General features: G+C 60.6%; 15 protein-coding genes and 3 tRNA genes. 10 read left to right on the top strand and 8 right to left on the bottom strand.

Going from position 1 to position 20472, the window contains the following annotated elements:
* The first annotated feature begins 2 nt into the window (after positions 1 to 2).
* From malG to ACQKIK_RS01480, 3 genes are all read left to right on the top strand, one after another.
* Positions 3 to 893 carry a maltose ABC transporter permease MalG gene (malG, locus tag ACQKIK_RS01490; RefSeq protein WP_499134520.1) on the top strand — a complete coding sequence of 297 codons (891 nt, stop codon included), beginning with the start codon at positions 3 to 5 and terminating at the stop codon, positions 891 to 893.
* A 63-nt stretch (positions 894 to 956) separates the two neighbouring features.
* Positions 957 to 3701, top strand: a complete 2745-nt coding sequence (malT, locus tag ACQKIK_RS01485; RefSeq protein WP_499134518.1) for an HTH-type transcriptional regulator MalT — start codon at positions 957 to 959, stop codon at positions 3699 to 3701.
* Between the two features lie 77 nt (positions 3702 to 3778).
* Positions 3779 to 4327: a sugar O-acetyltransferase gene (locus ACQKIK_RS01480; RefSeq protein WP_127838908.1), complete on the top strand. Its 549-nt coding sequence runs from the start codon at positions 3779 to 3781 to the stop codon at positions 4325 to 4327.
* Between the two features lie 46 nt (positions 4328 to 4373).
* On the opposite strand, the gene ACQKIK_RS01475 is transcribed toward ACQKIK_RS01480, so the two are convergent.
* Positions 4374 to 5651 (bottom strand): hypothetical protein, encoded by a 1278-nt coding sequence (locus tag ACQKIK_RS01475; protein WP_499134517.1) that lies wholly within the window; start codon positions 5649 to 5651, stop codon positions 4374 to 4376.
* Between the two features lie 335 nt (positions 5652 to 5986).
* On the opposite strand from ACQKIK_RS01475, the gene ACQKIK_RS01470 reads away from it, so the two are divergent.
* Together ACQKIK_RS01470 and malK are read left to right on the top strand one after the other, a co-directional pair.
* Entirely contained in the window at positions 5987 to 7606 is a 1620-nt protein-coding gene (locus ACQKIK_RS01470; RefSeq protein ID WP_127838910.1) for an alpha-glucosidase, read from the top strand.
* Positions 7607 to 7711: 105 nt separating this feature from the next.
* A complete protein-coding gene (malK, locus tag ACQKIK_RS01465; RefSeq protein WP_499134515.1) occupies positions 7712 to 8827 on the top strand; it encodes a maltose/maltodextrin ABC transporter ATP-binding protein MalK in 1116 nt (371 codons plus the stop codon).
* A gap of 58 nt (positions 8828 to 8885) precedes the next feature.
* On the opposite strand, the gene sugE is transcribed toward malK, so the two are convergent.
* The 3 genes from sugE to rdgC form a co-directional block, all read right to left on the bottom strand.
* Positions 8886 to 9200 carry a quaternary ammonium compound efflux SMR transporter SugE gene (gene sugE, locus ACQKIK_RS01460; RefSeq protein ID WP_045428610.1) on the bottom strand — a complete coding sequence of 105 codons (315 nt, stop codon included), beginning with the start codon at positions 9198 to 9200 and terminating at the stop codon, positions 8886 to 8888.
* 130 nt (positions 9201 to 9330) lie between these two features.
* On the bottom strand, positions 9331 to 10275 hold the full coding sequence (locus tag ACQKIK_RS01455) for a bile acid:sodium symporter family protein (RefSeq protein WP_499134513.1): 945 nt from the start codon (positions 10273 to 10275) through the stop codon (positions 9331 to 9333).
* 62 nt (positions 10276 to 10337) lie between these two features.
* Positions 10338 to 11258, bottom strand: coding sequence for a recombination-associated protein RdgC (gene rdgC / locus ACQKIK_RS01450; protein WP_045431984.1), 921 nt, complete (start codon positions 11256 to 11258; stop codon positions 10338 to 10340).
* A gap of 215 nt (positions 11259 to 11473) precedes the next feature.
* On the opposite strand from rdgC, the gene ACQKIK_RS01445 reads away from it, so the two are divergent.
* From ACQKIK_RS01445 to bamJ, 3 genes are all read left to right on the top strand, one after another.
* Positions 11474 to 11549, top strand: a tRNA-Val gene (locus ACQKIK_RS01445).
* 13 nt (positions 11550 to 11562) lie between these two features.
* A tRNA-Asp gene (locus tag ACQKIK_RS01440) sits at positions 11563 to 11639 on the top strand.
* A 231-nt stretch (positions 11640 to 11870) separates the two neighbouring features.
* A complete protein-coding gene (gene bamJ / locus ACQKIK_RS01435) occupies positions 11871 to 12623 on the top strand; it encodes a BamJ family beta-barrel-assembly machinery protein (RefSeq protein WP_181689953.1) in 753 nt (250 codons plus the stop codon).
* A 400-nt stretch (positions 12624 to 13023) separates the two neighbouring features.
* On the opposite strand, the gene ACQKIK_RS01430 is transcribed toward bamJ, so the two are convergent.
* Positions 13024 to 13099 (bottom strand) — tRNA-Asn (locus ACQKIK_RS01430).
* A 51-nt stretch (positions 13100 to 13150) separates the two neighbouring features.
* The gene (locus ACQKIK_RS01425) at positions 13151 to 14347 is read right to left on the bottom strand and encodes an amino acid aminotransferase (RefSeq protein ID WP_046161876.1); all 1197 of its coding nucleotides are present in this window, start codon (positions 14345 to 14347) and stop codon (positions 13151 to 13153) included.
* A gap of 335 nt (positions 14348 to 14682) precedes the next feature.
* Between ACQKIK_RS01425 and uvrB the strand changes: the two genes are divergently transcribed.
* Positions 14683 to 16698 (top strand): excinuclease ABC subunit UvrB, encoded by a 2016-nt coding sequence (gene uvrB, locus ACQKIK_RS01420; RefSeq protein ID WP_046161875.1) that lies wholly within the window; start codon positions 14683 to 14685, stop codon positions 16696 to 16698.
* A 127-nt stretch (positions 16699 to 16825) separates the two neighbouring features.
* Here uvrB and ACQKIK_RS01415 read toward each other — a convergent pair whose 3' ends face one another.
* A complete protein-coding gene (locus ACQKIK_RS01415) occupies positions 16826 to 18376 on the bottom strand; it encodes an MDR family MFS transporter (protein WP_499134510.1) in 1551 nt (516 codons plus the stop codon).
* Positions 18366 to 19400 (bottom strand): HlyD family secretion protein, encoded by a 1035-nt coding sequence (locus ACQKIK_RS01410; protein ID WP_499134508.1) that lies wholly within the window; start codon positions 19398 to 19400, stop codon positions 18366 to 18368. The genes ACQKIK_RS01415 and ACQKIK_RS01410 overlap by 11 nt, the downstream gene beginning before the upstream one ends.
* A gap of 103 nt (positions 19401 to 19503) precedes the next feature.
* On the opposite strand from ACQKIK_RS01410, the gene ACQKIK_RS01405 reads away from it, so the two are divergent.
* On the top strand, positions 19504 to 20433 hold the full coding sequence (locus ACQKIK_RS01405; RefSeq protein ID WP_499134507.1) for a LysR family transcriptional regulator: 930 nt from the start codon (positions 19504 to 19506) through the stop codon (positions 20431 to 20433).
* The last annotated feature ends 39 nt before the right edge of the window (positions 20434 to 20472 follow it).

Here is a 20472-nt window from a genome sequence, read left to right as displayed (position 1 = left end):
ACATGGCCATGGTTCAACCGAAATCCGTCAAATATCGCCTCTGGCTGACGCATGCAGGCTTGCTCGCTTTTGTCGCGCTGATCGTGTTCCCACTGCTGATGGTGGTGTCGATCTCCTTCCGGGAGGGCAACTTCGCCACCGGTAGCCTGCTGCCCGACAATCCAACGCTGGAGCATTGGTCGCTGGCGCTGGGCATCCCTTACGTGCACGACAACGGTGAGGTCAGCAACCCGCCATTCCCGGTGCTGACCTGGCTGTGGAACTCGATGAAGATCGCGCTGATCAGCTCGCTGCTGATCCTGATGCTTTCGACCACCAGCGCCTATGCCTTTGCGCGGCTGCGCTTCGTTGGCAAGAGTCCGATTCTCAAGGGCATGCTGATCTTCCAGATGTTTCCACCAGTACTGACGCTGGTGGCCATCTACGCCTTGTTCGATCAGCTCGGTGAGCACATCAGCTGGCTGGGCGTTAACACCCACGGCGCCGTGATCATCGCCTCGCTGGGTGGCATGGCGCTGCATATCTGGACCATCAAGGGCTACTTCGAGAGCATCGACGGCTCGCTGGAAGAAGCGGCCATCGTCGACGGCGCCACCACCTGGCAGGCCTTCGTGCACATCTTGCTACCCATGAGCGTGCCGATTCTGGCGGTGGTGTTCATCCTCGCCTTCATCACCAGTGTCACCGAATACCCCATTGCCTCGGTGCTGTTGATGGATGTAGACAAGCTCACCTTGTCGGTCGGTGCGCAACAGTATCTCTACGACCAGAACTACCTCTGGGGCGACTTCGCTGCGGCGGCGGTGCTCTCCGGACTGCCAATCACCGCGGTGTTCCTGTATTGCCAGAAGTGGATCGTCGGCGGGCTCACAGCCGGAGGCGTAAAGGGGTAATCGACCCAGGACAGCTCGATGCGTCACGACACCCGAACAGGGAACGAACAACGGGAGACGACCATGAACGCCGCAATACCTGCACCCTTGCCGCTGATACCGGCGAAGCTGAACATGCCGCTGCTGCCGCGCGGTCTGTTGGCGCGGCCACGCCTTGACGAGTGGTTTCAGCGTCTTGGCGAGGTGCGGCTGGCTGTGCTGCACGCACCGAGCGGTTTCGGCAAGACGACCCTGGCGTGCCAGTGGGCAAGGGCGTTCGAGGGCCGTGTCGCCTGGTTGCAGCTGCATCCGGGCGACAATGATCCCCTGCAGCTTGGCCGCTATCTGCTTCACGCCCTCGACGCTCAGTTGGAGCATGGGTGTCCCCGCAGCCTCTTGCTGGCCGGTCAGGGCAGGGAGGCTTTCGATACGCTGCTTACGCATCTGCTGGCCGAATTGCCGGGCGAGCACGAACCGCTGCTGCTGGTACTGGATGATTTCGAAACGCTGTACACCGCAGAAGTCATCGCTGCGCTGCGCTTCTTCCTGCGCAACATGCCGAGCTGGATGACGCTATTGGTCTGCAGTCGCGGCCTGCCGGAACTGGGCGTGGCGGATCTACGGGTCAAGCATCAGCTGCTTACCATCGACGCTCAGCACCTGGCCTTCGAAACCGACGAAGTTCAGGCACTGCTGGATCTGGGCCTGCCGGTTTCGATCAACCGCGAGCAGGTCGAGCGCTTGAACCGGCGTATCGGCGGCTGGCCGTGCGCATTGCAGCTGGTTCTGCAGGAAGTGCAGACGGGCCGTGGCATGGATCTGTTTCTGGAAAACCTGCAGCTCGGCCATCCGTATATTCGCGATTACATGCGTGAGCAGGTCGTTGCCAATCTGGGCGCAAGCACGCTGGATTTCCTCCAGGCGACCTGTCTGCTGGATCGCTTCAACGCAGCACTGGCCGACCGACTGACTCAGGGCAGCAATGCTCGCGGGATGCTCGAGCAATTGGAGCGTAACGGGCTCTTCCTGCAGTCGCTGGATGGCCTCCGTCAGTGGTATGCCTACCACCCATTGTTCGCCACCTTTGTGCTGGGCGAACTGCGCACCCATCAGCCTCAGCGGCTATCCGATCTGCACCTGCGTGCGGCCGAAGCGCTGATGGCGGAAAACCTGCCGGAAGAGGCCGCGCGGCATGCGGTGCAGGCCGGCTGCCCGACCCGCGTCGGCGAAGTGCTGGAGCGTCACGGCCGGCAGTTCTACCGTCAAGGCCGCCTTGAGCTGCTGCAGCAATGCCTGGAAACACTGCCGGAGGCGGTTATCGCCGGCTCGCCGCTGTTGACCCTGCTGCAGGCCTGGGTGTCACAGAACTCCTACCAGTTCGATCAGGTCGAGCGCTGGTTCAAGGCCGGCGAAGAGGCCCTGCAGCAGAGCTGTTCGGAAGACGACTGGGCGCGCATCGTTGGCGAATTCAACGCCGTTCGCGCTCAGGTCGCCATGAACCGTGGTGATGAAGAGCAGGCAATCGCTCTGGCACGGGAAGCCTTGGTACGTGAGCCGTTGATCATGCGCACCTCGAAGGTCGCAGCCCTCTCGGGCCTGGCCGAGGCGCATTTCGTTCAGGGCCTGCTACCGCAGGCGCAGAAGCAGTATGAAGAGGCCGAACGCCGTGCCCGCGAGATTCGCGCCTCGCACCTGGTGGTATGGAATCTCGGCCAGCTTTCTGAAATCGCCATTGCCCAGGGCTATCTTCAGAAGGCCTATTCGCTGCAGGAACGGGCGATCCAGTACGTCGAACAGGCCGACCTGCAGGCGACCCCGATCATGGAGTTCATCTACCGCGTGCGTGGTCAGGTGCTGCTTGAGTGGCACCATCTGGATGCCGCCGAGCAGTGCGCGCTGCAGGGCATCCAGATACTTGAAGACGTCGGTGACCGCTGGCTGCTGCAGTGTTACGCGCTGCTGGCCGGGATCGCCCATGCGCGCGGCCAGCAGAGCGCCTGCGCGGACTACATAGGCAAGATCCAGAGCATGCTCGCTGACGACAATTACCATGTCGACTGGCTCGCCAATGCCCATGCGGTAATGCTCAGCTACTGGGACTCCACCCAGGACAAGACCGCGATCCAGCAATGGCTGCTGACGGCGCCAACCCTCGAGCGCGGCCTCAATCACTTCGCCCAGTACAACGGCCGCAACCACGCGCGAGCCCACCTTTCGCTGAAGCAGCCGGACAAGGCCCTGCCGATCCTCAGGCAGCTGCAAATCGATGCGGAGCAGCACGGCTTGATCATGGACTTGAACCGCAACCACATCCTGCTTGCGCAACTGCACTGGCTGCGGGAAGAGCGTCAGCAGGCGCTGGATAACCTGCAGCTGGCGTTGACCCTGGCGAGCAGCACGGGTGCCATCGGCAGCTTTCTGCGCGTCGGTAAGCTGCTGATCGCCATGCTCAAGGCGTTGCAGCATGAACGTCGGCTCGACGAACTCGAAGCGCAGCGCGCCGACCGGCTGATCCAACTGGCGCAACAGCAGCGCGACTTCAGCCGGGCGATCCGCATCACCCTCGACGAAGCGGTGATTCAGGACATCATCAACCGCCCGGATGTGCCGGAGCTGATCCGCCATTCGCCGCTGACGCGCCGAGAGTGGCAGGTGCTGAGCCTGATCCACGCGGGGCAGTCCAACGAGCAGATTGCGGAACACCTGAATGTCGCGCCGACGACGATCAAAACGCACATCCGCAGTCTGTATCAGAAGCTCAACATCACCCATCGCAACGAGGCCGTGCAGCTGGCCCGCAGCCTGCTGAGCAAAATCCAGGGCGAATAGCGGGTGGCATGCGAGCGATGGCGCATCCGGCCGGTCCAAGGCCGAATGCGTCATTTTCATTTCCAGTGGAGCCTGACATGCCGATGACCGAAAAACAGAAGATGCTCGCCGGCGAACTCTACCGGCCCGGTGACGCCGAATTGCAGGCCGATCAAGCCGCCGCCAAAGCCTGGATGGTGCGTTACAACGCTGCGCTCGGCGAAACACCGACGGTGCGCCGCGCCTTGCTGAAGGAGCTACTCGGGAACGTCGGCGAAGGCGCTGTGATCCGGCCGCCGTTTCATTGCGACTACGGCTACAACATTCACCTCGGCGACGATGTGTTCTTCAATTTCAACTGCGTGATTCTCGACGTGGTAGAGGTGCGTATCGGCAACGGCACTCAGATCGGCCCGGCTGTGCAGATTTACGCGGCGGACCATCCTCGAAGCGCGGAAGAGCGCCGCAGCGGCCTGGAATTCGGCCGTCCGGTGGTGATTGGGGAGAACGTCTGGATTGGCGGTGGCGCGATCATCCTGCCGGGCGTGACCATCGGCGATGACGCCGTGATCGGAGCGGGCAGCGTGGTGACTCGGGATGTGGCGGCGGGGACGACAGTCGTAGGCAATCCGGCCCGTAGTCGCTGATAGACGTGAGAATGGCAGCCGGCGCTGGGCCGGCTGCCGGCACTGCTTACTGCTGAGTCACGGTGGCCATGTTGCCTGAGCCCATCTGCGAAACGATTGCCGAGTCGCCCATGCCGCTCTGCATCAGCATCGCCTGGTTGCCTACGCCGCCCTGAAGCACGGTCGCCATGTTGTCCTGGCCAGCTTGCGTCAAGCTGACTTCGTTGTCCGAGCCATAGATCTGCTGGATGTCGGCCACGTTGAGGTCGCCGCCCTGCATCACGTCCACACGGTTGTTGTCGCCGTAGCTGGAACCGGTCAGCTCGTTGCCGTTGCCGCTCTGGTTGGCGGTGAGCAGGTTGTCAGAGCCGTCCTGGGCGAATTCGATCAGCTGATCGGTGCCTTCCTGAGTGACGTAAGCCTCGTTGAACTGCCCGTTCTGCTGCAGCGAAGCAGTCATCATGCTGCCGTCTTGATCGACGATGGCATAGTTGTTGTTGCCGGTCTGCTCGGTGCTGGCGGTGTTGCTATCGCCAACCTGGAAGATGTCGGCGCTGTTGGCGGTGCCGTCTTGGAAGATCGACGCGGTCTGCAGCGAGCCGCTCTGGTCGATGTAGGCTTCGTTCTGCAGTCCGTTGGACCGGATATCAGCGCTATGCTCGGCGCCTTCCTGGGTGACGGACGCGACCTGCATATCACCCTGCTGGTCGATATTAGCGACGGAGTCAGAAACGTCCATCTGATAAACAGTGGCGTCGTTGTCGTTGCCTTCCTGATTAACCACGCCGTCGTTGCGCGCGCCATTTTCCTGCCAGACCAGCGAGACGTTGTCATTGCCGATCTGGCGTTGTTCCGAAACGCTCAGCTCGGTGTTGCTCTGGATGGATTCGGCGAAGTTGTCGCTGCCGTCCTGGTCGATGACTGCGGTGCTCAGGTCAGCTGCGGTCTGCTCGGTGTACGCAGTATTGAAACTGCCCTCCTGGTACTGGCGAGCGGTGGCGCCGGTGGCGTCGCTCTGGACAATGCTCGCATCATGGTTGTCGCCACTTTGCAGCTGGATGGCTTCGCTCTGCACGGTCGAGGACTGCACGATGTCCGCGCGGTTCAGGTCGCCAGTTTGCGTCTGCACGGCATCGGACATCGTGGCCTGAGTCTGGGTCACCATGCCGTCGTTGCTGGCGCCGGTCTGGGCCTGGTAGGAAATGTTGTCCTGACCACCAGTCTGAGTCACTTCGACAATGTTGTCGGCACCGTTCTGATTCTGTTCTGCGCTGTTGTCTTGGGCGTGAGCCTGAGTGGCCAGAATCGCGATGATGGCGGCTGCGAGGGGCTTGCACTTGAACATTTCATCTCTCCATGGATTTTGGATGCGTGTCGCTCCTGACTGGGCGGCTGCGCAGGTCTGCTGGGCGGCGGCTACTGCGGATCAGTCCTGGAACTGCATCGATCCTAAATGCCGCTCGTGACAGATAAGTGTCGATTCGCTTGTTTGTCGACATTTTTATGACGAATGACAGGGGCGGCCATATGCGACTCCCGGCAGCCCGCTCTACGCCCCCCGCTCAGGCCACCTCTACGCCCGAGCCATACGCCTCGGTATTACGCTGCCGGGAGGATGTTGCGGCGGGATGACGCACCTAGAGTGGCGGCGTGTTCCCCCAAACATCGAAGGTTGGTTGTATGAATCGCAATGACTGGTGGCGCGGCGGCGTCATATATCAGGTTTACCCGCGCAGCTTTTTCGACAGCAACGGCGACGGGGTCGGCGATCTGCTCGGTGTGGTCGAGAAGATCGACTACATCGCCAGCCTCAACGTCGATGCCATCTGGCTGTCGCCGTTCTTCACCTCGCCCATGAAGGACTTCGGCTATGACGTGTCCGATTACCGCGGCGTAGATCCGCTGTTCGGCACGCTGGAAGACTTCAAACAGGTCATCGACGTTGCTCATGCGCGTGGCATTCGCATCCTCATCGATCAGGTACTCAATCACTCGTCCGATCAGCACGCCTGGTTCAAGGAAAGCCGCTCGAGCCGCGACAACGACAAAGCCGACTGGTACGTCTGGGCCGATCCGAAAGATGACGGCACCGTGCCCAACAATTGGCTGTCGGTCTTCGGCGGTGCCGCCTGGACCTGGGACAGCCGCCGCAAGCAGTACTACCTGCACAACTTCCTCTCCAGCCAGCCGGACCTCAACTTCCATTGTGAAGCGGTGCAGCAACAGCTGCTCGAGGACATGGAGTTCTGGTTGAAACTCGGCGTTGACGGCTTCCGTCTGGACGCGGCGAACTTCTATTTCCACGACCGTGAACTGCGGGACAACCCGCCGAACCATGACATTCGCGAAGGCAGCATCGGCGTTCGCGCCGACAATCCTTATGCCTTCCAGAAGCACGTGTACGACAAGACCCAGCCGGAAAACCTCGACTTCCTGCGGCGTATTCGCCAGTTGCTGGAACGCTATCCGGGCAGCGCCACGGTGGCCGAAATCGGTTGCGACCATTCGTTGAGCACCATGGCCGCTTACACGGGAGGCAGCGACACGCTGCACATGGCGTACTCCTTCGATTTGCTGACCGAACAGTGCAGCCCGGGTTTTCTGCGGCACACCATCGACTGCGTGGAACGCGAGTTGGTAGACGGCTGGCCGTGCTGGTCCATCGGCAACCACGATGTGGTGCGGGTCATGAGCCGCTGGGCGCTCGCCAATCAGCCGGATCTGGCGCGCGGCCGCATGTTCATGGCGATGCTACTGACCATGCGCGGCAGCGTGTGCCTTTATCAGGGCGAGGAGCTGGGGCTGGATGAGGCCGAGCTGCAGTTCGAGCAACTGGTCGATCCTTACGGCATTCGCTTCTGGCCAGAATTCAAGGGCCGCGACGGTTGCCGCACGCCGATGCCCTGGCATGATCAGGACCTGCACGGTGGCTTCAGCCGAGAGCAGCCCTGGTTGCCGATGGCCGATCGTCACTTGCCAATGTCAGTGGCCGCCCAGGAGCAGGACCCGAATTCGATGCTCAACATCTATCGCCGGTTTCTTGCATGGCGTCAGGACCAGCGCTTGTTGATCGAAGGCAGTATGCGCACCGTTTACCATGACGATGCGCTGCTGGTGTACGAGCGCCGCCTGGACGATGAGGTTTGGGTATGTCTGTTCAATATGGGCGATAGCGCACGGCACTTTGATCTGTCGGCTCCGGTCGAAGGCCTCGACGTGCCCTCGGCATCAGCCGTTTTCGAGGGGCACGGCGTACATTTGCCGGCGCATGGATTCGGATTTGCGCGCCGGCTTGGCTGAGCGAGTCGGTTGAGACGGGCATCTGGTCCGTCTCAACCGGGTTGCTGTCGCCCGTTTCGCTTGCCGCGATGCGTCGTGGCGGCTGTTTGAAGGAGAACAACAATAATGGCCAGCGTAACCCTGCGGAATATCTGCAAGAGCTTTGATGACGTCCCTATCACCCGCAATATCGATCTGGATATTGCTGACGGCGAATTTGTGGTGTTCGTGGGCCCGTCCGGTTGTGGCAAGTCGACACTGTTGCGACTGATTGCCGGGTTGGAAGACATCACGGACGGGGAGCTGCGCATCGATGGCGAGCGGGTCAATGAGCTGCCGCCTATGGATCGTTCAGTGGGCATGGTGTTCCAGTCCTATGCGCTCTACCCGCATATGAATGTCGCGGAAAACATGGCGTTCGGTCTGAAGCTGGCGAAGATCGACAAGGCCGAAATCAAGCGTCGCGTCGACTCGGTGGCGAAAATTCTTCAGCTCGATCAGATGCTTGATCGCAAACCCAAGGATCTGTCCGGCGGCCAGCGCCAGCGCGTCGCCATCGGCCGGACCATGGTGCGGGAACCGAAGGTATTTCTGTTCGACGAGCCGTTGTCGAACCTCGACGCTTTTCTCCGCGTGCAGATGCGTATCGAGATCTCGCGCCTGCACCAGCGACTGCAGTCCACGATGATCTATGTCACGCACGATCAGGTCGAAGCCATGACGCTGGCGGATAAGATCGTCGTGCTCAACGCCGGCCGCATCGCTCAGGTCGGGCCGCCGCTGGAGCTGTATCACTATCCGAAGAACCAGTTCGTAGCGGGCTTCATCGGTTCACCGCAAATGAATTTCCTGCCGGTAGAGGTGATACGCGCCGATGCGGAGTCGGTGGAGGTCGCGATGCCAGGGGGCAGCGCGTTACGGCTACCCGTCGATGGCAGTCAGGTTGCTCCAGGCGATGCCCTGACCCTGGGCGTCCGGCCAGAACATTTCGTTGACCCCGAGCAGGCTGATTTTGTCTTCCATGGCGAAATTGCAGTGGCCGAGCGCCTCGGCGACCACAATCTGCTGCATCTGAACTTCGAAGGCGTGGACGAGATGGTGGCGGTTGCCAGTGACGGTAACCGCCGCGTGGCGGTGGGTCAGGCCTACGCAACGGGGCTGGTGGCCAACAAATGCCACCTGTTCCGGGCCGATGGTCAGGCTTGTGACCGGCACTATCGGGAGCCGGCACTGTTCGGCTGAGCGCGGTATTTAGCTAATCGCACATGACAGCTGGCGGTCGGCCAGCTGTCATGCTGCTTCAATGACTGAGCTTCAGACCAAGCAGTCCGGTGCAGATCAATAGCACGCTGCCGAGGCGAAACAGGCTCATCGATTCCCCGAACAAGACGATGCCGGCGATCACCGTTCCCACTGCACCGACTCCAGTCCAGACGGCGTAGGCGGTGCCCAGCGGCAAATCCTTCATGGCAAGCCCCAGCAGGCCCAGGCTGGCGGCCATCGCAGCGACAGTAAGCAATGTGGGAAGAGGGCGGGTGAATCCCTCGGTGAACTTCAGCCCAACGGCCCAGCCAATCTCGAACAGACCGGCAAAAAACAGAATGACCCAGGACATACGCACCTCGACAGGACGGTAATTAGGCGGGGCCGTCCCCGGTGAGTGTGTACAGCCTGAGGTCGTCCTCAGCGGGCGTTATTGTCCACAGCGAGCCGGTCCGGGCAAGAGCGCCGGACCGGCGGCCGCGTCAGCGCGCGTCCGGGCCGTCGTCTTTCATCCTCCGATAGACCGTCGCCAGCAGTGCACCGGACAGGTTGTGCCAGACACTGAACAGCGCGCTGGGCACTGCTGCAAGTGGTGAGAAGTGCGCACTGGCCAGAGCTGCGCCGAGCCCCGAGTTCTGCATGCCTACTTCGATCGAAAGGGTTTTGCGCTGCGCCAGTGGCAGGCCGAACAGTCGTCCGACCAGGTAGCCGATGCCGAGGCCAAGGCTGTTGTGCAGCACCACAACCGCCATGATCAACAGACCAGACTCGGCGATCTTCGCCTGGCTGGCGGCAACCACGGCGGCGACGATGATCACGATGCTGACTACCGAAACCAGCGGCAGGATATCGACAACCTGATGCACCCGGTTGCCCAGAAAACGGCGTGCGATCAGGCCGAGGGCAATAGGCAGTAGAACAATCTGCACGATGGACATGAACAGCGCGCCAAAGTTGACCGGCAGCCAGGCCGAAGCCAGTAGCCAGATCAATGCCGGCGTTACCAACGGGGCGAGCAGTGTGGTCACGGCGGTGATCGCGACTGACAGCGCGACGTCACCACGGGAAAACCAGGCGATCACGTTCGAGGCGGTACCGCCCGGACAGCAGCCGACGAGAATCACGCCGACAGCGATTTCCGCCGGCAAGCCCAGCAAGGTGCAGAGCCCCCAGGCGAGAGCAGGCATGATCAGAAATTGCGCGCCGACACCCAGCGCGACCCAGAGTGGACGTCGGGCAACTTCAGCGAAATCGGCGGTTTTCAGCGTCAGGCCCATGCCGAACATGATCAGCCCCAGCAGTGGCACGATCCAGGCGGTGGCGGGCAGGAACCAGCTGGGCTGGAAGAAAGCGAGAACGGCGAACAGCAGGACCCAGAGGGCGAAGGTATTGCCGACAAAGCGGCTGAGGGAGGCGAGGGCGCGCATCGGACTTACCTTGTGGTTATGGAAGGAGCGCCGTCAGCATCAACTGCCGGCGCTGAGGCAGTTTAGATGCCTTGCGGGATCTCCTCTCCACCCAGGGCTTCGAACAGTGCGGGAAGGAACTCTTTAAAGGTCAGCATCATCAGCAGGAAGCTGGCGTCCTGCTGGCCGAGGTCGTCATCACCTCCGTCCTGTTCGGCCTGGTCCTGCAACAGCTCTTCGAAGCGCAGGCGCTTAATCACCATCTTGTCATCAAGCACGAAGGACAGCTTGTCCTGCCAGCCCAGCGACAGTTGCGTGACCTGCTTGCCGACTTCCAGGTGTTGCTGGATTTCGTCGCTGGTCAGGTCCTGGCGCTTGCAGCGCACGACGCCGCCATCTTCATGGGTGTCGCGCAGCTCGCACTCGTCGAGGACGAAGAAGTCGTCCGCGGCTTTCTGCGTCTTGACCCAGTCGGTCATGGTGGCCGAAGGGGCAATTTTCACAGTCAGCGGGCGAACCGGCAGCGAACCAATGGCTTCACGCAGTGTGGAAAGAAGGTCTTCGGCGCGCTTGGGGCTGGAAGCGTCGACCAGGATCAAGCCTTGTTCCGGCGCGATGGCGGCGAAGGTGCCGGACTTGCGGATGAAGGCGCGCGGCAGGAAGGCTTGGATGATGTCGTCCTTCAACTGCTCGCGCTCTTTCTTGTAGACCTTGCGCATTTGCTCGTTTTCGATCTCGTCGACCTTTTCCTTCAGTGCGTCCTTAACCACGCTGCCGGGCAGGATGCGCTCTTCCTTGCGCGTGGAGATCAGCAAGAAGCCCTGGCTGGCATGCACCAGCGGAGCATCTTCGCCTTTGCCAAAGGGGGCGACGAAACCGTAGGTGCTCAGTTCCTGGCTGGCGCAGGGGCGCGCGGGCTTGGCGGCCAATGCAGCTTCAAGTGTCTCGACATCGAAAGGGACGTTCTGGGTGAGACGGTAGACGAGCAGGTTGCGAAACCACATGGCGATTTGAAACTCCGGTAAAAGCAAAGCGCGCATTATTCCCCTCCGGCGAACGCAGGCCAACCCTGCGCAAGGGCAATGCCGATGGAAACCACAAAAACAGGGCTTAAACAGAGGGTTTCCTAAGTCTTTGTAAGTTCTTCAATTTTTTTTTCAAAAGGGGGTTGCCAAGGTCCAGATCCCTCTCTAGAATGCGCCCCACTTCGAGAGCAAACGGGTGATTAGCTCAGCTGGGAGAGCATCTGCCTTACAAGCAGAGGGTCGGCGGTTCGATCCCGTCATCACCCACCACTCGAGGTTTAGCGCAGCGGTAGTTCAGTCGGTTAGAATACCGGCCTGTCACGCCGGGGGTCGCGGGTTCGAGTCCCGTCCGCTGCGCCATATTTGCCATCAAGGACCACTGAACGCCTTGATGGTCCGAAAAAAGCGACCTTAGGGTCGCTTTTTTTTGCCTCGAATTTCACTTCCGCCTGTTTCGCCGTTTCGTGCGGCACTTCTGTACTTTTCACTGTCTTTACCTATTAGCGCGGTGTGCTCGGTAGCCACTGTCCGAGCTCGCTGCTAAGCTCCGGCAATGTTTTTGCACCACTTCTTGGGTAATAAGGAAACAGAATGAGACCTCAACGTTTGGCGTCGGCGATAGCTCTGGTTGGCCTGGTCCTGGCGGGCTGTGATTCGGAAACCAGCGCTAAGCTGGAAACGCCAGCGCAGAAAGCCTCCTATGGCATCGGCCTGAATATGGGCAAGAGCCTGGCACAGGAAGGCTTGGCTGATCTGGATTCGACGGCCGTCGCGCAAGGCATCGATGATGCTATCGGCAAGAAAGATCAGAAGCTGACCGATGAAGAGCTGATGGAAGCCTTCGCTTATCTGCAGACTCGTGCCGAAGAGCGCATGGTCGAGATGAACAAGGAATCCGTCGCCGCTGGCAAGAAATTCTTGGAAGAAAACGCCAAGCGTGAAGGCGTTAAGACCACCGAATCTGGCCTGCAGTACGAAGTGATCAAAGAGGCCGACGGCGCCCAGCCGGGTCCGGACGATGTCGTCACTGTCCACTACGAAGGCAGCCTGACTGACGGCACGGTCTTCGATAGCTCGATCAAGCGTGGCACCCCAATCGATCTTCCTGTCAGCGGCGTGATTCCAGGCTGGGTCGAAGGGCTGCAACTGATGCATGTCGGCGAAAAGTACAAGCTGTATATCCCGAGCGAACTCGCCTATGGCGAGCAGAGCCCGAGCCCGCTGATTCCTGCCAACTCCGTTCTGGTCTTCGACCTTGAGCTTCTAGGCATCAAGGGTGAAGAGGGTGAAGCGACGCCTCCACCGGAAGCTGTCGAAGAGGCTGTCGAGGCTGCCAAGGAATAACAGATCCTTGCGTTCCAAACGCCCCGCACATGCGGGGCGTTTTAGTTTCCAGTGTCAGCTTTGCGTGAGAATTGGTTCGCCGAGTACGCATTGTAGGAGCGAGCTTGCTCGCGACCAGTGGTGATGCGGTTCGGCATAACGGCTGTGTTCGGTTCGCCAGCAAGCGAGCTCCTACAGACCGTTGTTGATGGGGCGTGGGAGGTTAGCGGCTACAAAGTAAAGCCCGGGCACTGGTCTGAGGCTTTGAAGTTGGCTCCGCGACCTGGACTCGACTGCGCAGCAGAACGCGCTTCAGCGCGGCCCCGAAGGGGTGAGCGAAGCGAATCACCTGGGACATGGTCCCTGATGAGAGTCCGACGGAAACAAAAAAGCCCCAGATTTTCACCTGAGGCTTTGAAGTTGGCTCCGCGACCTGGACTCGAACCAGGGACCCAATGATTAACAGTCATTTGCTCTACCGACTGAGCTATCGCGGAACAGCGGTGCGTATCCTAATGATAACTAAGGGGAAGTCAACCCTCGGCAGCTCAGAGAACCTGCACGATCGCGTCAGTCACGTGGTCGAGATTGCTGTGGTTCAGTGCTGCGGCACAGATGCGCCCGGTGCCGATCGCATAGACGCCGAATTCGACGCGCAGGCGCTCGACCTGGGCGGCGGTCAGGCCTGAGTAGGAGAACATCCCGCGTTGCTTGGCGACAAAGCTGAAATCCTGCTTGGCGCCTTTTTCAGCCAGCTGTCGAACCATGGTCAGACGCATGTCCTGGATGCGTGTGCGCATCTCGCCCAGCTCGGTTTCCCACATGGCGCGCAGCTCAGGGCTGTTGAGCACGGCAGAAACCACGGTCGCGCCATGGGTTGGCGGGTTGGAATAGTTGGTGCGGATCACGCGCTTGATCTGTGACAGGACTCGGGCCGACTCGTCGCGGTTCTGGGTCACCATCGACAGCGCGCCGACGCGCTCGCCATATAGCGAGAATGACTTGGAGAAGGAGCTCGATACAAAGAAGCTCATGCCTGAGTCGGCGAACAGGCGCACGGCAGCGGCATCCTCCTCGATGTTGTCACCGAAGCCCTGATAGGCGATGTCGATAAACGGCACGTGATCATTGGCGCGCAGCACTTCGAGGATCTGCTTCCAGTCCTCCGGCTGCAGGTCGACGCCGGTCGGGTTGTGGCAGCAGGCGTGCAGCACAACGATCGAGCGGGGCGGCAGGTTTTTCAGGTCTTCAAGCATGCCGGCGCGGTCGATGCCATGGCTGGCCGCGTCGTAATAGCTATAGTTCTGCACGGGAAAGCCGGCAGCCTCGAACAGTGCGCGGTGGTTTTCCCAGCTTGGATTGGTGATGGCGACGACCGCATCGGGCAGCATGCGCTTGAGGAAATCCGCGCCGATCTTCAGCGCGCCAGTGCCGCCCAGCGCCTGCGTAGTAACCACGCGGCCATCGGCAACCAGCGACGAGTCGGCACCGAACAGCAAGCCCTGTACAGCCATGTCATAACTGGCGATGCCCTCGATGGGCAGATAGCCGCGCGGTGCATTCAGCTCCAGACGCGCCATCTCGGCGGCGGCCACAGCGCGCAGCAGAGGAATTCGACCTTCTTCGTTGTAGTAGACGCCCACCCCCAGGTTGACCTTGTTCTGCCGAGTGTCGGCATTGAAGGCTTCATTGAGGCCGAGGATCGGATCGCGCGGCGCCATTTCGACAGCGGAGAACAAACTCATGATGGGGAGGCTCGAAGAGAGGAGGTGACTGATGCAGCACCCTCGCTTCGCGCTGAGGGCGGTGCGCAAACGGGGCAAGAGTATAACGGGACTGGCCCTGTGCCGCGATATGCTAGGGCGGTTTTTCTGCCGGTTTAAGCCCAGCGGAGGCCGCGAGTTTTCGTGGCTTTGCCTGCTCGTCGCCCGAACACTTGATATCGCTGGGCGAGCCCGCATTGAAAGGGGTTGTGGTTGCTGCGCGCCGCGTCGCCAGTAGCACGTTGCACGTCTGGAAACACCGCCATAGCGGCTCGAATATTCATTTTCGAGTCGTCTCGCTATCTGAAGAGGTCGATATGTCGCAGTTCGAATTGGTCACGCGCTTCAAGCCAGCCGGAGACCAGCCTGAAGCCATTCGGCAGATGATCGAAGGCATCGAGGCCGGCTTGTCGCACCAGACGTTGCTCGGTGTAACAGGGTCGGGCAAGACCTTCAGCATCGCCAACGTGATCGCCCACGTGCAGCGGCCCACGCTGGTGCTTGCGCCAAACAAGACGCTTGCAGCTCAGCTCTATGGGGAGTTCAAGGCGTTCTTCCCGAACAACGCGGTTGAGTATTTCGTCTCCTACTACGATTACTACCAGCCGGAAGCCTATGTGCCGTCGTCCGATACCTTCATCGAGAAGGATGCTTCGATCAACGATCACATCGAGCAGATGCGGCTGTCGGCGACCAAGGCTTTGCTGGAGCGGTCGGACGCGATCATCGTCACTACTGTTTCGTGCATCTACGGCTTGGGTAGCCCCGAAACCTACCTGAAAATGGTGCTCCACATCGATCGAGGCGATCGCCTGGACCAGCGTGAGCTGCTGCGCAGACTCACCGGGCTGCAGTACACCCGCAATGAAATGGATTTCGCCCGTGCGACCTTTCGCGTGCGTGGCGATGTGATCGATGTCTATCCGGCCGAATCGGACCTGGAAGCGGTGCGCATCGAGCTGTTCGATGACGAAGTGGAAAGCCTGTCTGCCTTCGATCCCTTGACCGGCGAGGTAATCCGCAAGCTGCCGCGCTTCACCTTCTATCCCAAGAGTCACTACGTGACGCCGCGGGAGACCCTGCTGGATGCCATCGAGAACATCAAGGTGGAGCTCAAGGATCGCCTCGATTACCTGCGCAGCAACAACAAGCTGGTGGAGGCGCAGCGACTCGAGCAACGCACCCGTTTCGATCTGGAAATGATCATGGAGCTGGGCTATTGCAACGGCATCGAGAACTACTCGCGCTATTTGTCCGGGCGCGATTCTGGCGAGGCTCCACCGACGCTTTATGACTATCTGCCAGCCGACGCGCTGCTGGTTATCGACGAGTCCCACGTGAGCGTTCCGCAGGTCGGTGCCATGTACAAAGGCGACCGATCACGCAAGGAGACGCTGGTCGAGTACGGCTTCCGTCTGCCATCGGCGCTGGATAACCGGCCGATGCGTTTCGATGAGTGGGAGGCGATCAGCCCACAGACGATCTTCGTCTCGGCGACGCCTGGACCTTACGAGGCTGAGCATGCGGGGCGAGTGATCGAACAGCTGGTAAGGCCTACCGGACTGGTCGACCCTCAGATCGAGATACGCCCAGCGCTGACGCAGGTCGACGATCTGCTTTCGGAAATCAACAAGTGTGTGGTCAAGGAAGAGCGTGTGCTGGTCACGACGCTGACCAAGCGAATGGCTGAAGACCTCACCGACTATCTAGGCGATCACGGCGCGCGGGTGCGCTACCTGCACTCGGATATCGATACCGTGGAGCGGGTCGAGATCATCCGTGACCTGCGCCTGGGCGTGTTCGACGTCCTGGTAGGCATCAACCTGCTGCGTGAGGGATTGGACATGCCCGAGGTGTCGCTGGTGGCGATCCTCGATGCGGACAAGGAAGGCTTCCTGCGCTCCGAGCGCTCGCTGATCCAGACCATCGGCCGTGCGGCGCGTAATCTCAACGGCCGGGCCATTTTGTATGCCGACAGAATAACCGGCTCGATGGAGCGGGCCATCGGCGAAACCGAGCGCCGGCGTAACAAGCAAATCGCCTTCAACGAAGCCAACGGTATCGTCCCGCAGGGTGTGTTCAAGGATGTTCAGGACATTCTGGAAGGCGCTACCGTGCCGGGTTCGCGCAGCAAGAAGCGTCGCGGCGAAGCCAAGGCGGCGGAAGAAGCGGCGCGCTACGAGAACGAACTCCGTTCACCGAGCGAGATCACCAAACGGATTCGCCAGCTGGAAGAAAAGATGCTCGCCTATGCGCGCGATCTGGAATTCGAAGCCGCCGCGCAGACGCGCGACGAGATTCACAAGCTACGCGAGAGGTTGCTGCAAGTTTGATGCTTTCGGTGCGTCGCATGGCGACTCGGGCGAATAACTCGACTCTACATTGCGGGACCCGTAAGCCGCTCGGTCCTGTAAGGGCGAGTTTCACCCGAGACGCTTGGCGAAATACCACTTTCCGGCCTCAGTGGGCCGCGCCACCTTTGATGTCGTCAGGCAGCCGCCGCGTCAGCAGCACAGCAACCATGCTGACTGCTAGCGCGATGCCGACGAAGTGGAAGGCATCGTTGTACGCCATGATCATCGCCTGCTGATGGGTGATCTCGCTGATCCGCCCCAGTGCGGCTTGCTCGCTGCCCAGCTGCTGAGTCAGGGCGCTCAGCCGCTCCGCAACAGCAGGGTTGCTCGGCACCACCGACTCGCGCAGATAGTCAAAATAGATATTCGCGCGACTGTCCAGCAGCGTCGCCAACAAAGCGATGCCAATCGCGCCGCCGAGGTTGCGCAGAATGTTGAACAGGCTGGACGCTGAGCCGGCATCCTGCGGCTGGATGTAGGCCGTGGCGATCAACGAGATGGTGACCATGATCATTGGTTGGCCGAGCGCTCGGATGATCTGGATCGGATGGAACTGGTCGCCGCCAAAGTCCGGATTGAGTGCGCCGGAGGCAAAGCTGGAGATGCCGAACAGCGCGAAGCCTGCCGCGCATAACAGCTTTGGCGGAATAATCTTCATCAGCTTGGGCACCAGTGGAATCAGGAACAGCTGCGGAATGCCCATCCACATGATGACCTGGCCGATCTGCAGCGCGTTGTAGTTCTGGATCTGCGCCAGGTACAGCGGTAGCAGATAGATCGATCCATAAAGCCCGAGCCCCATGCCCAGGCTGGCGATGCTGGTCAGGCCGAAGTTGCGCTCACGCAGGATTCCCAAGTTGATCAGCGGGTTGGGCCGCGACAGCTGCAGGATCACAAAAAGAATCAGACTGACCACTGTCACCGAGCCCAGCTGGACGATCAGGGTCGATTCTAGCCAGTCCTTGCGATGTCCTTCTTCGAGAAACACCTGCAGGCATCCCAGCCCCATCGCCAGCGTGACGATGCCCGCATAGTCCGTGCTTTTGAGCAGTTCCCAGTGCGGCGGCTTTTTCTCCAGACCGTACAGCAGGCCCGCGATCATCAGCAGCCCGGGCGGCACGTTGATGTAGAAGATGTATTCCCAACCCCAGCTTTCGGTGAGCCAGCCGCCCAGCGTGGGCCCGATCGAGGGGGCAAAGGTCGCGGTGATAGCGAACAGCGCCATGCCCTTGGCGCGATGATGGTCCGGCAGCTTGATCAGCGTCAGGGTGAAGGCCAGCGGGATCAGCGCGCCGCCGGTGAAACCCTGTAGTGCGCGAAACACGATCATGCTTTCCAGGTTCCAGGCAAAGGAACAGAGCAATGACGAGATCAGAAAACCGATCGATACCCAGACCGCCAGGCGCCGCGCAGAGAGCAGCTGCACCAGCCAGGCGGTGAGCGGAATCATGATGATTTCCGCTACCAGATAGGAGGTGGAGATCCAGGAGCCTTCCTCCAGCGTGGCGGACAACGCGCCCTGGATGTCCTTCAGCGAAGAGTTGGTGATCTGGATATCCAGTACCGCCATGAAGGCGCCAAGCATGGCGCTCATCACAGCAATCCAGTCGCGTCGGCTAGGCTCGCCGACCGGCCGGATCAGGGCATCAGCGGCCACGGATGTCGATCTTCACGTCCACCGACATGCCGGGGCGGATACGGCCCTTTAGCGGGTTATCGCTGGCAAAGGTCAGCTTGACCGGAATGCGCTGCACCACCTTGGTGAAGTTACCGGTGGCATTGTCCGGGGGCAGCAGGCTGAACTGCGCGCCGGAGGCGGGGAACAGGCTTTCGACGCGGGCATCGATGGGCGTGTCAGGGTAGGTGTCGAAGGTCAGTTCGGCGTTTTGTCCAACCTGCATCCGGCCGATCTGGGTTTCCTTGAAATTGGCCTGCACCCAGATTTCCTCGTCGGGAACGATCGACATCAGGTAGGCACCGACCGGCACGTATTGGCCGTTGCGCGCCGAACGCTGCCCGACGATCCCGCTGATCGGCGAGCGAATTTCCGTACGGCCCAGGTTCAGCTCGGCTTGCTCGATTTCGGCTCGAGCGCTGCCAATTTGCGCGTCCAGACGTTTGACGTCCGCTTCCAACGCGTCGACCTGCTGGCGTTGCGCTGCCAGGTCGGCTTCGGCTTTCTGTCGCTGCGAGCGGGCGACCTTTGCGTCGGCAGACAGCGTGGTGACGCGTTCTTCCGAGATGAAGCCGGGCTTTCGTAGCGCTTCGACGCGCGACAGATCCGTCTGGCTGCGTTCGAGATTTGCCTGAGCCGCGCCAACCGATGCCTGGCTGGCGGCTATCAGGCTGCTCTGCTGCGCCAGGCGGCTGCGTGCCTGGGTGAGTTCAGCTTCACGAATCGCCAGGTTGGCCCTGGCCTGTTCCAGGGCGAGGCGGAAGTCGCCTGGTTCAAGGCTGACCAGCAAATCACCTGGTTGCACATGCTGATTATCCTGCACGTGGACCTGTTCGATACGCGCGGCGAGCTGGCTGGAAATCCGTGTGATTTCACCTTGTACATAGGCGTTGTCGGTGTGTTCGTAATGACGACCAGCGAAATACCACTGAGCGAAGAACCCGGCTGCAATCAGCAGTACAAGGGCAACGAAGATGATCAATCGGCGTTTCAGCTGGGCGGGCATGGGGTCGCTCGTTGGCGGAGTTAGCCGGGCAATCTAGCAGCGTTCCGCTTGAGTAATAACCCGTTACAATTGCGAAACTTTGTTGCAAATACGGAACAATGCAATGGGTTTGGATGACGCGCTGATCTTCACTCGTGTGGTCGAGTGCCACAGTTTTACCCAGGCGGCCTCGAGCCTGGCCATGCAGAAGTCAACGGTAAGCCGTCGTATCGTCCAGCTCGAAGAGCGGTTAGGCGTGCGGTTGATCAACCGCACCACGCGCCGCTTGCGGCTGACCGAAGTGGGGCAGGCCTACTACGAGCGCTGTCGGCAGATCATGGTCGATTTCGCCGAAGCCGAGCAGGCCGTCATGCAATTGCAGCAGGCGCCAGCCGGGCTGCTGCGAATCTCCGCGCCGATCGAATTCGGTCAGTGGATCCTGGGTCGAGTGCTGGGTGATTTCATGCGCTTGTATCCGGAGATCAATGCCGAAGTGGAACTGGCATCGAGGCACGTCGACCCGGTAGAGGAGGGTGTCGACATCGTCATCTCGGTGGGACAACCCCAGGACTCCAGTTTGATCGGGCGCAAGCTCTTCGAGACCCGGCGGAGACTCTGCGCCAGTCCGGAATATCTGGCCCAGCATGGCGTGCCCACTCGGGCGGAGGATCTCGCCAGCCACCGCGCGATCACTTTGTCGCGCGACCCGGTACGCTACTGGCCGATCCTCGAACAGAACGTCAGCTGCCGCCGAGTGCTGACCTGCAACAACATCACCTTTGCCCGCGAGGCTGCACTGGCCGGCGCGGGCATCGCGGCGCTACCGACCATGATCACCGACCAGGAGGTGCGTGAAGGTCATCTGGTCGAGCTTCTTCCAGATGTCGATCTGCCGATCGGCGAGGTGTACGCGGTGTATCCCTCGCGACGTTTTCAGGCGATGAAGGTCAAGGCGTTTCTTGATTTTCTGATGCAGTCGTTGCCAGTTGCGGAAGGCCGTCTGGTGGAGCCGGTGGATGCGCGCCTGTTAACATCGCGCCTTTACACGCGCTGACTCAGCCGGCCGAACCGGCTATCGCAGCTGCCGTGTCTT

The sequence above is a fragment of the Pseudomonas sp. NPDC047961 genome (assembly GCF_050272435.1).
Lineage (GTDB): Bacteria > Pseudomonadota > Gammaproteobacteria > Pseudomonadales > Pseudomonadaceae > Stutzerimonas.
Note: the sequence above shows the minus strand (reverse complement) of the source record. Positions and strands in the feature narration are given on the sequence as shown.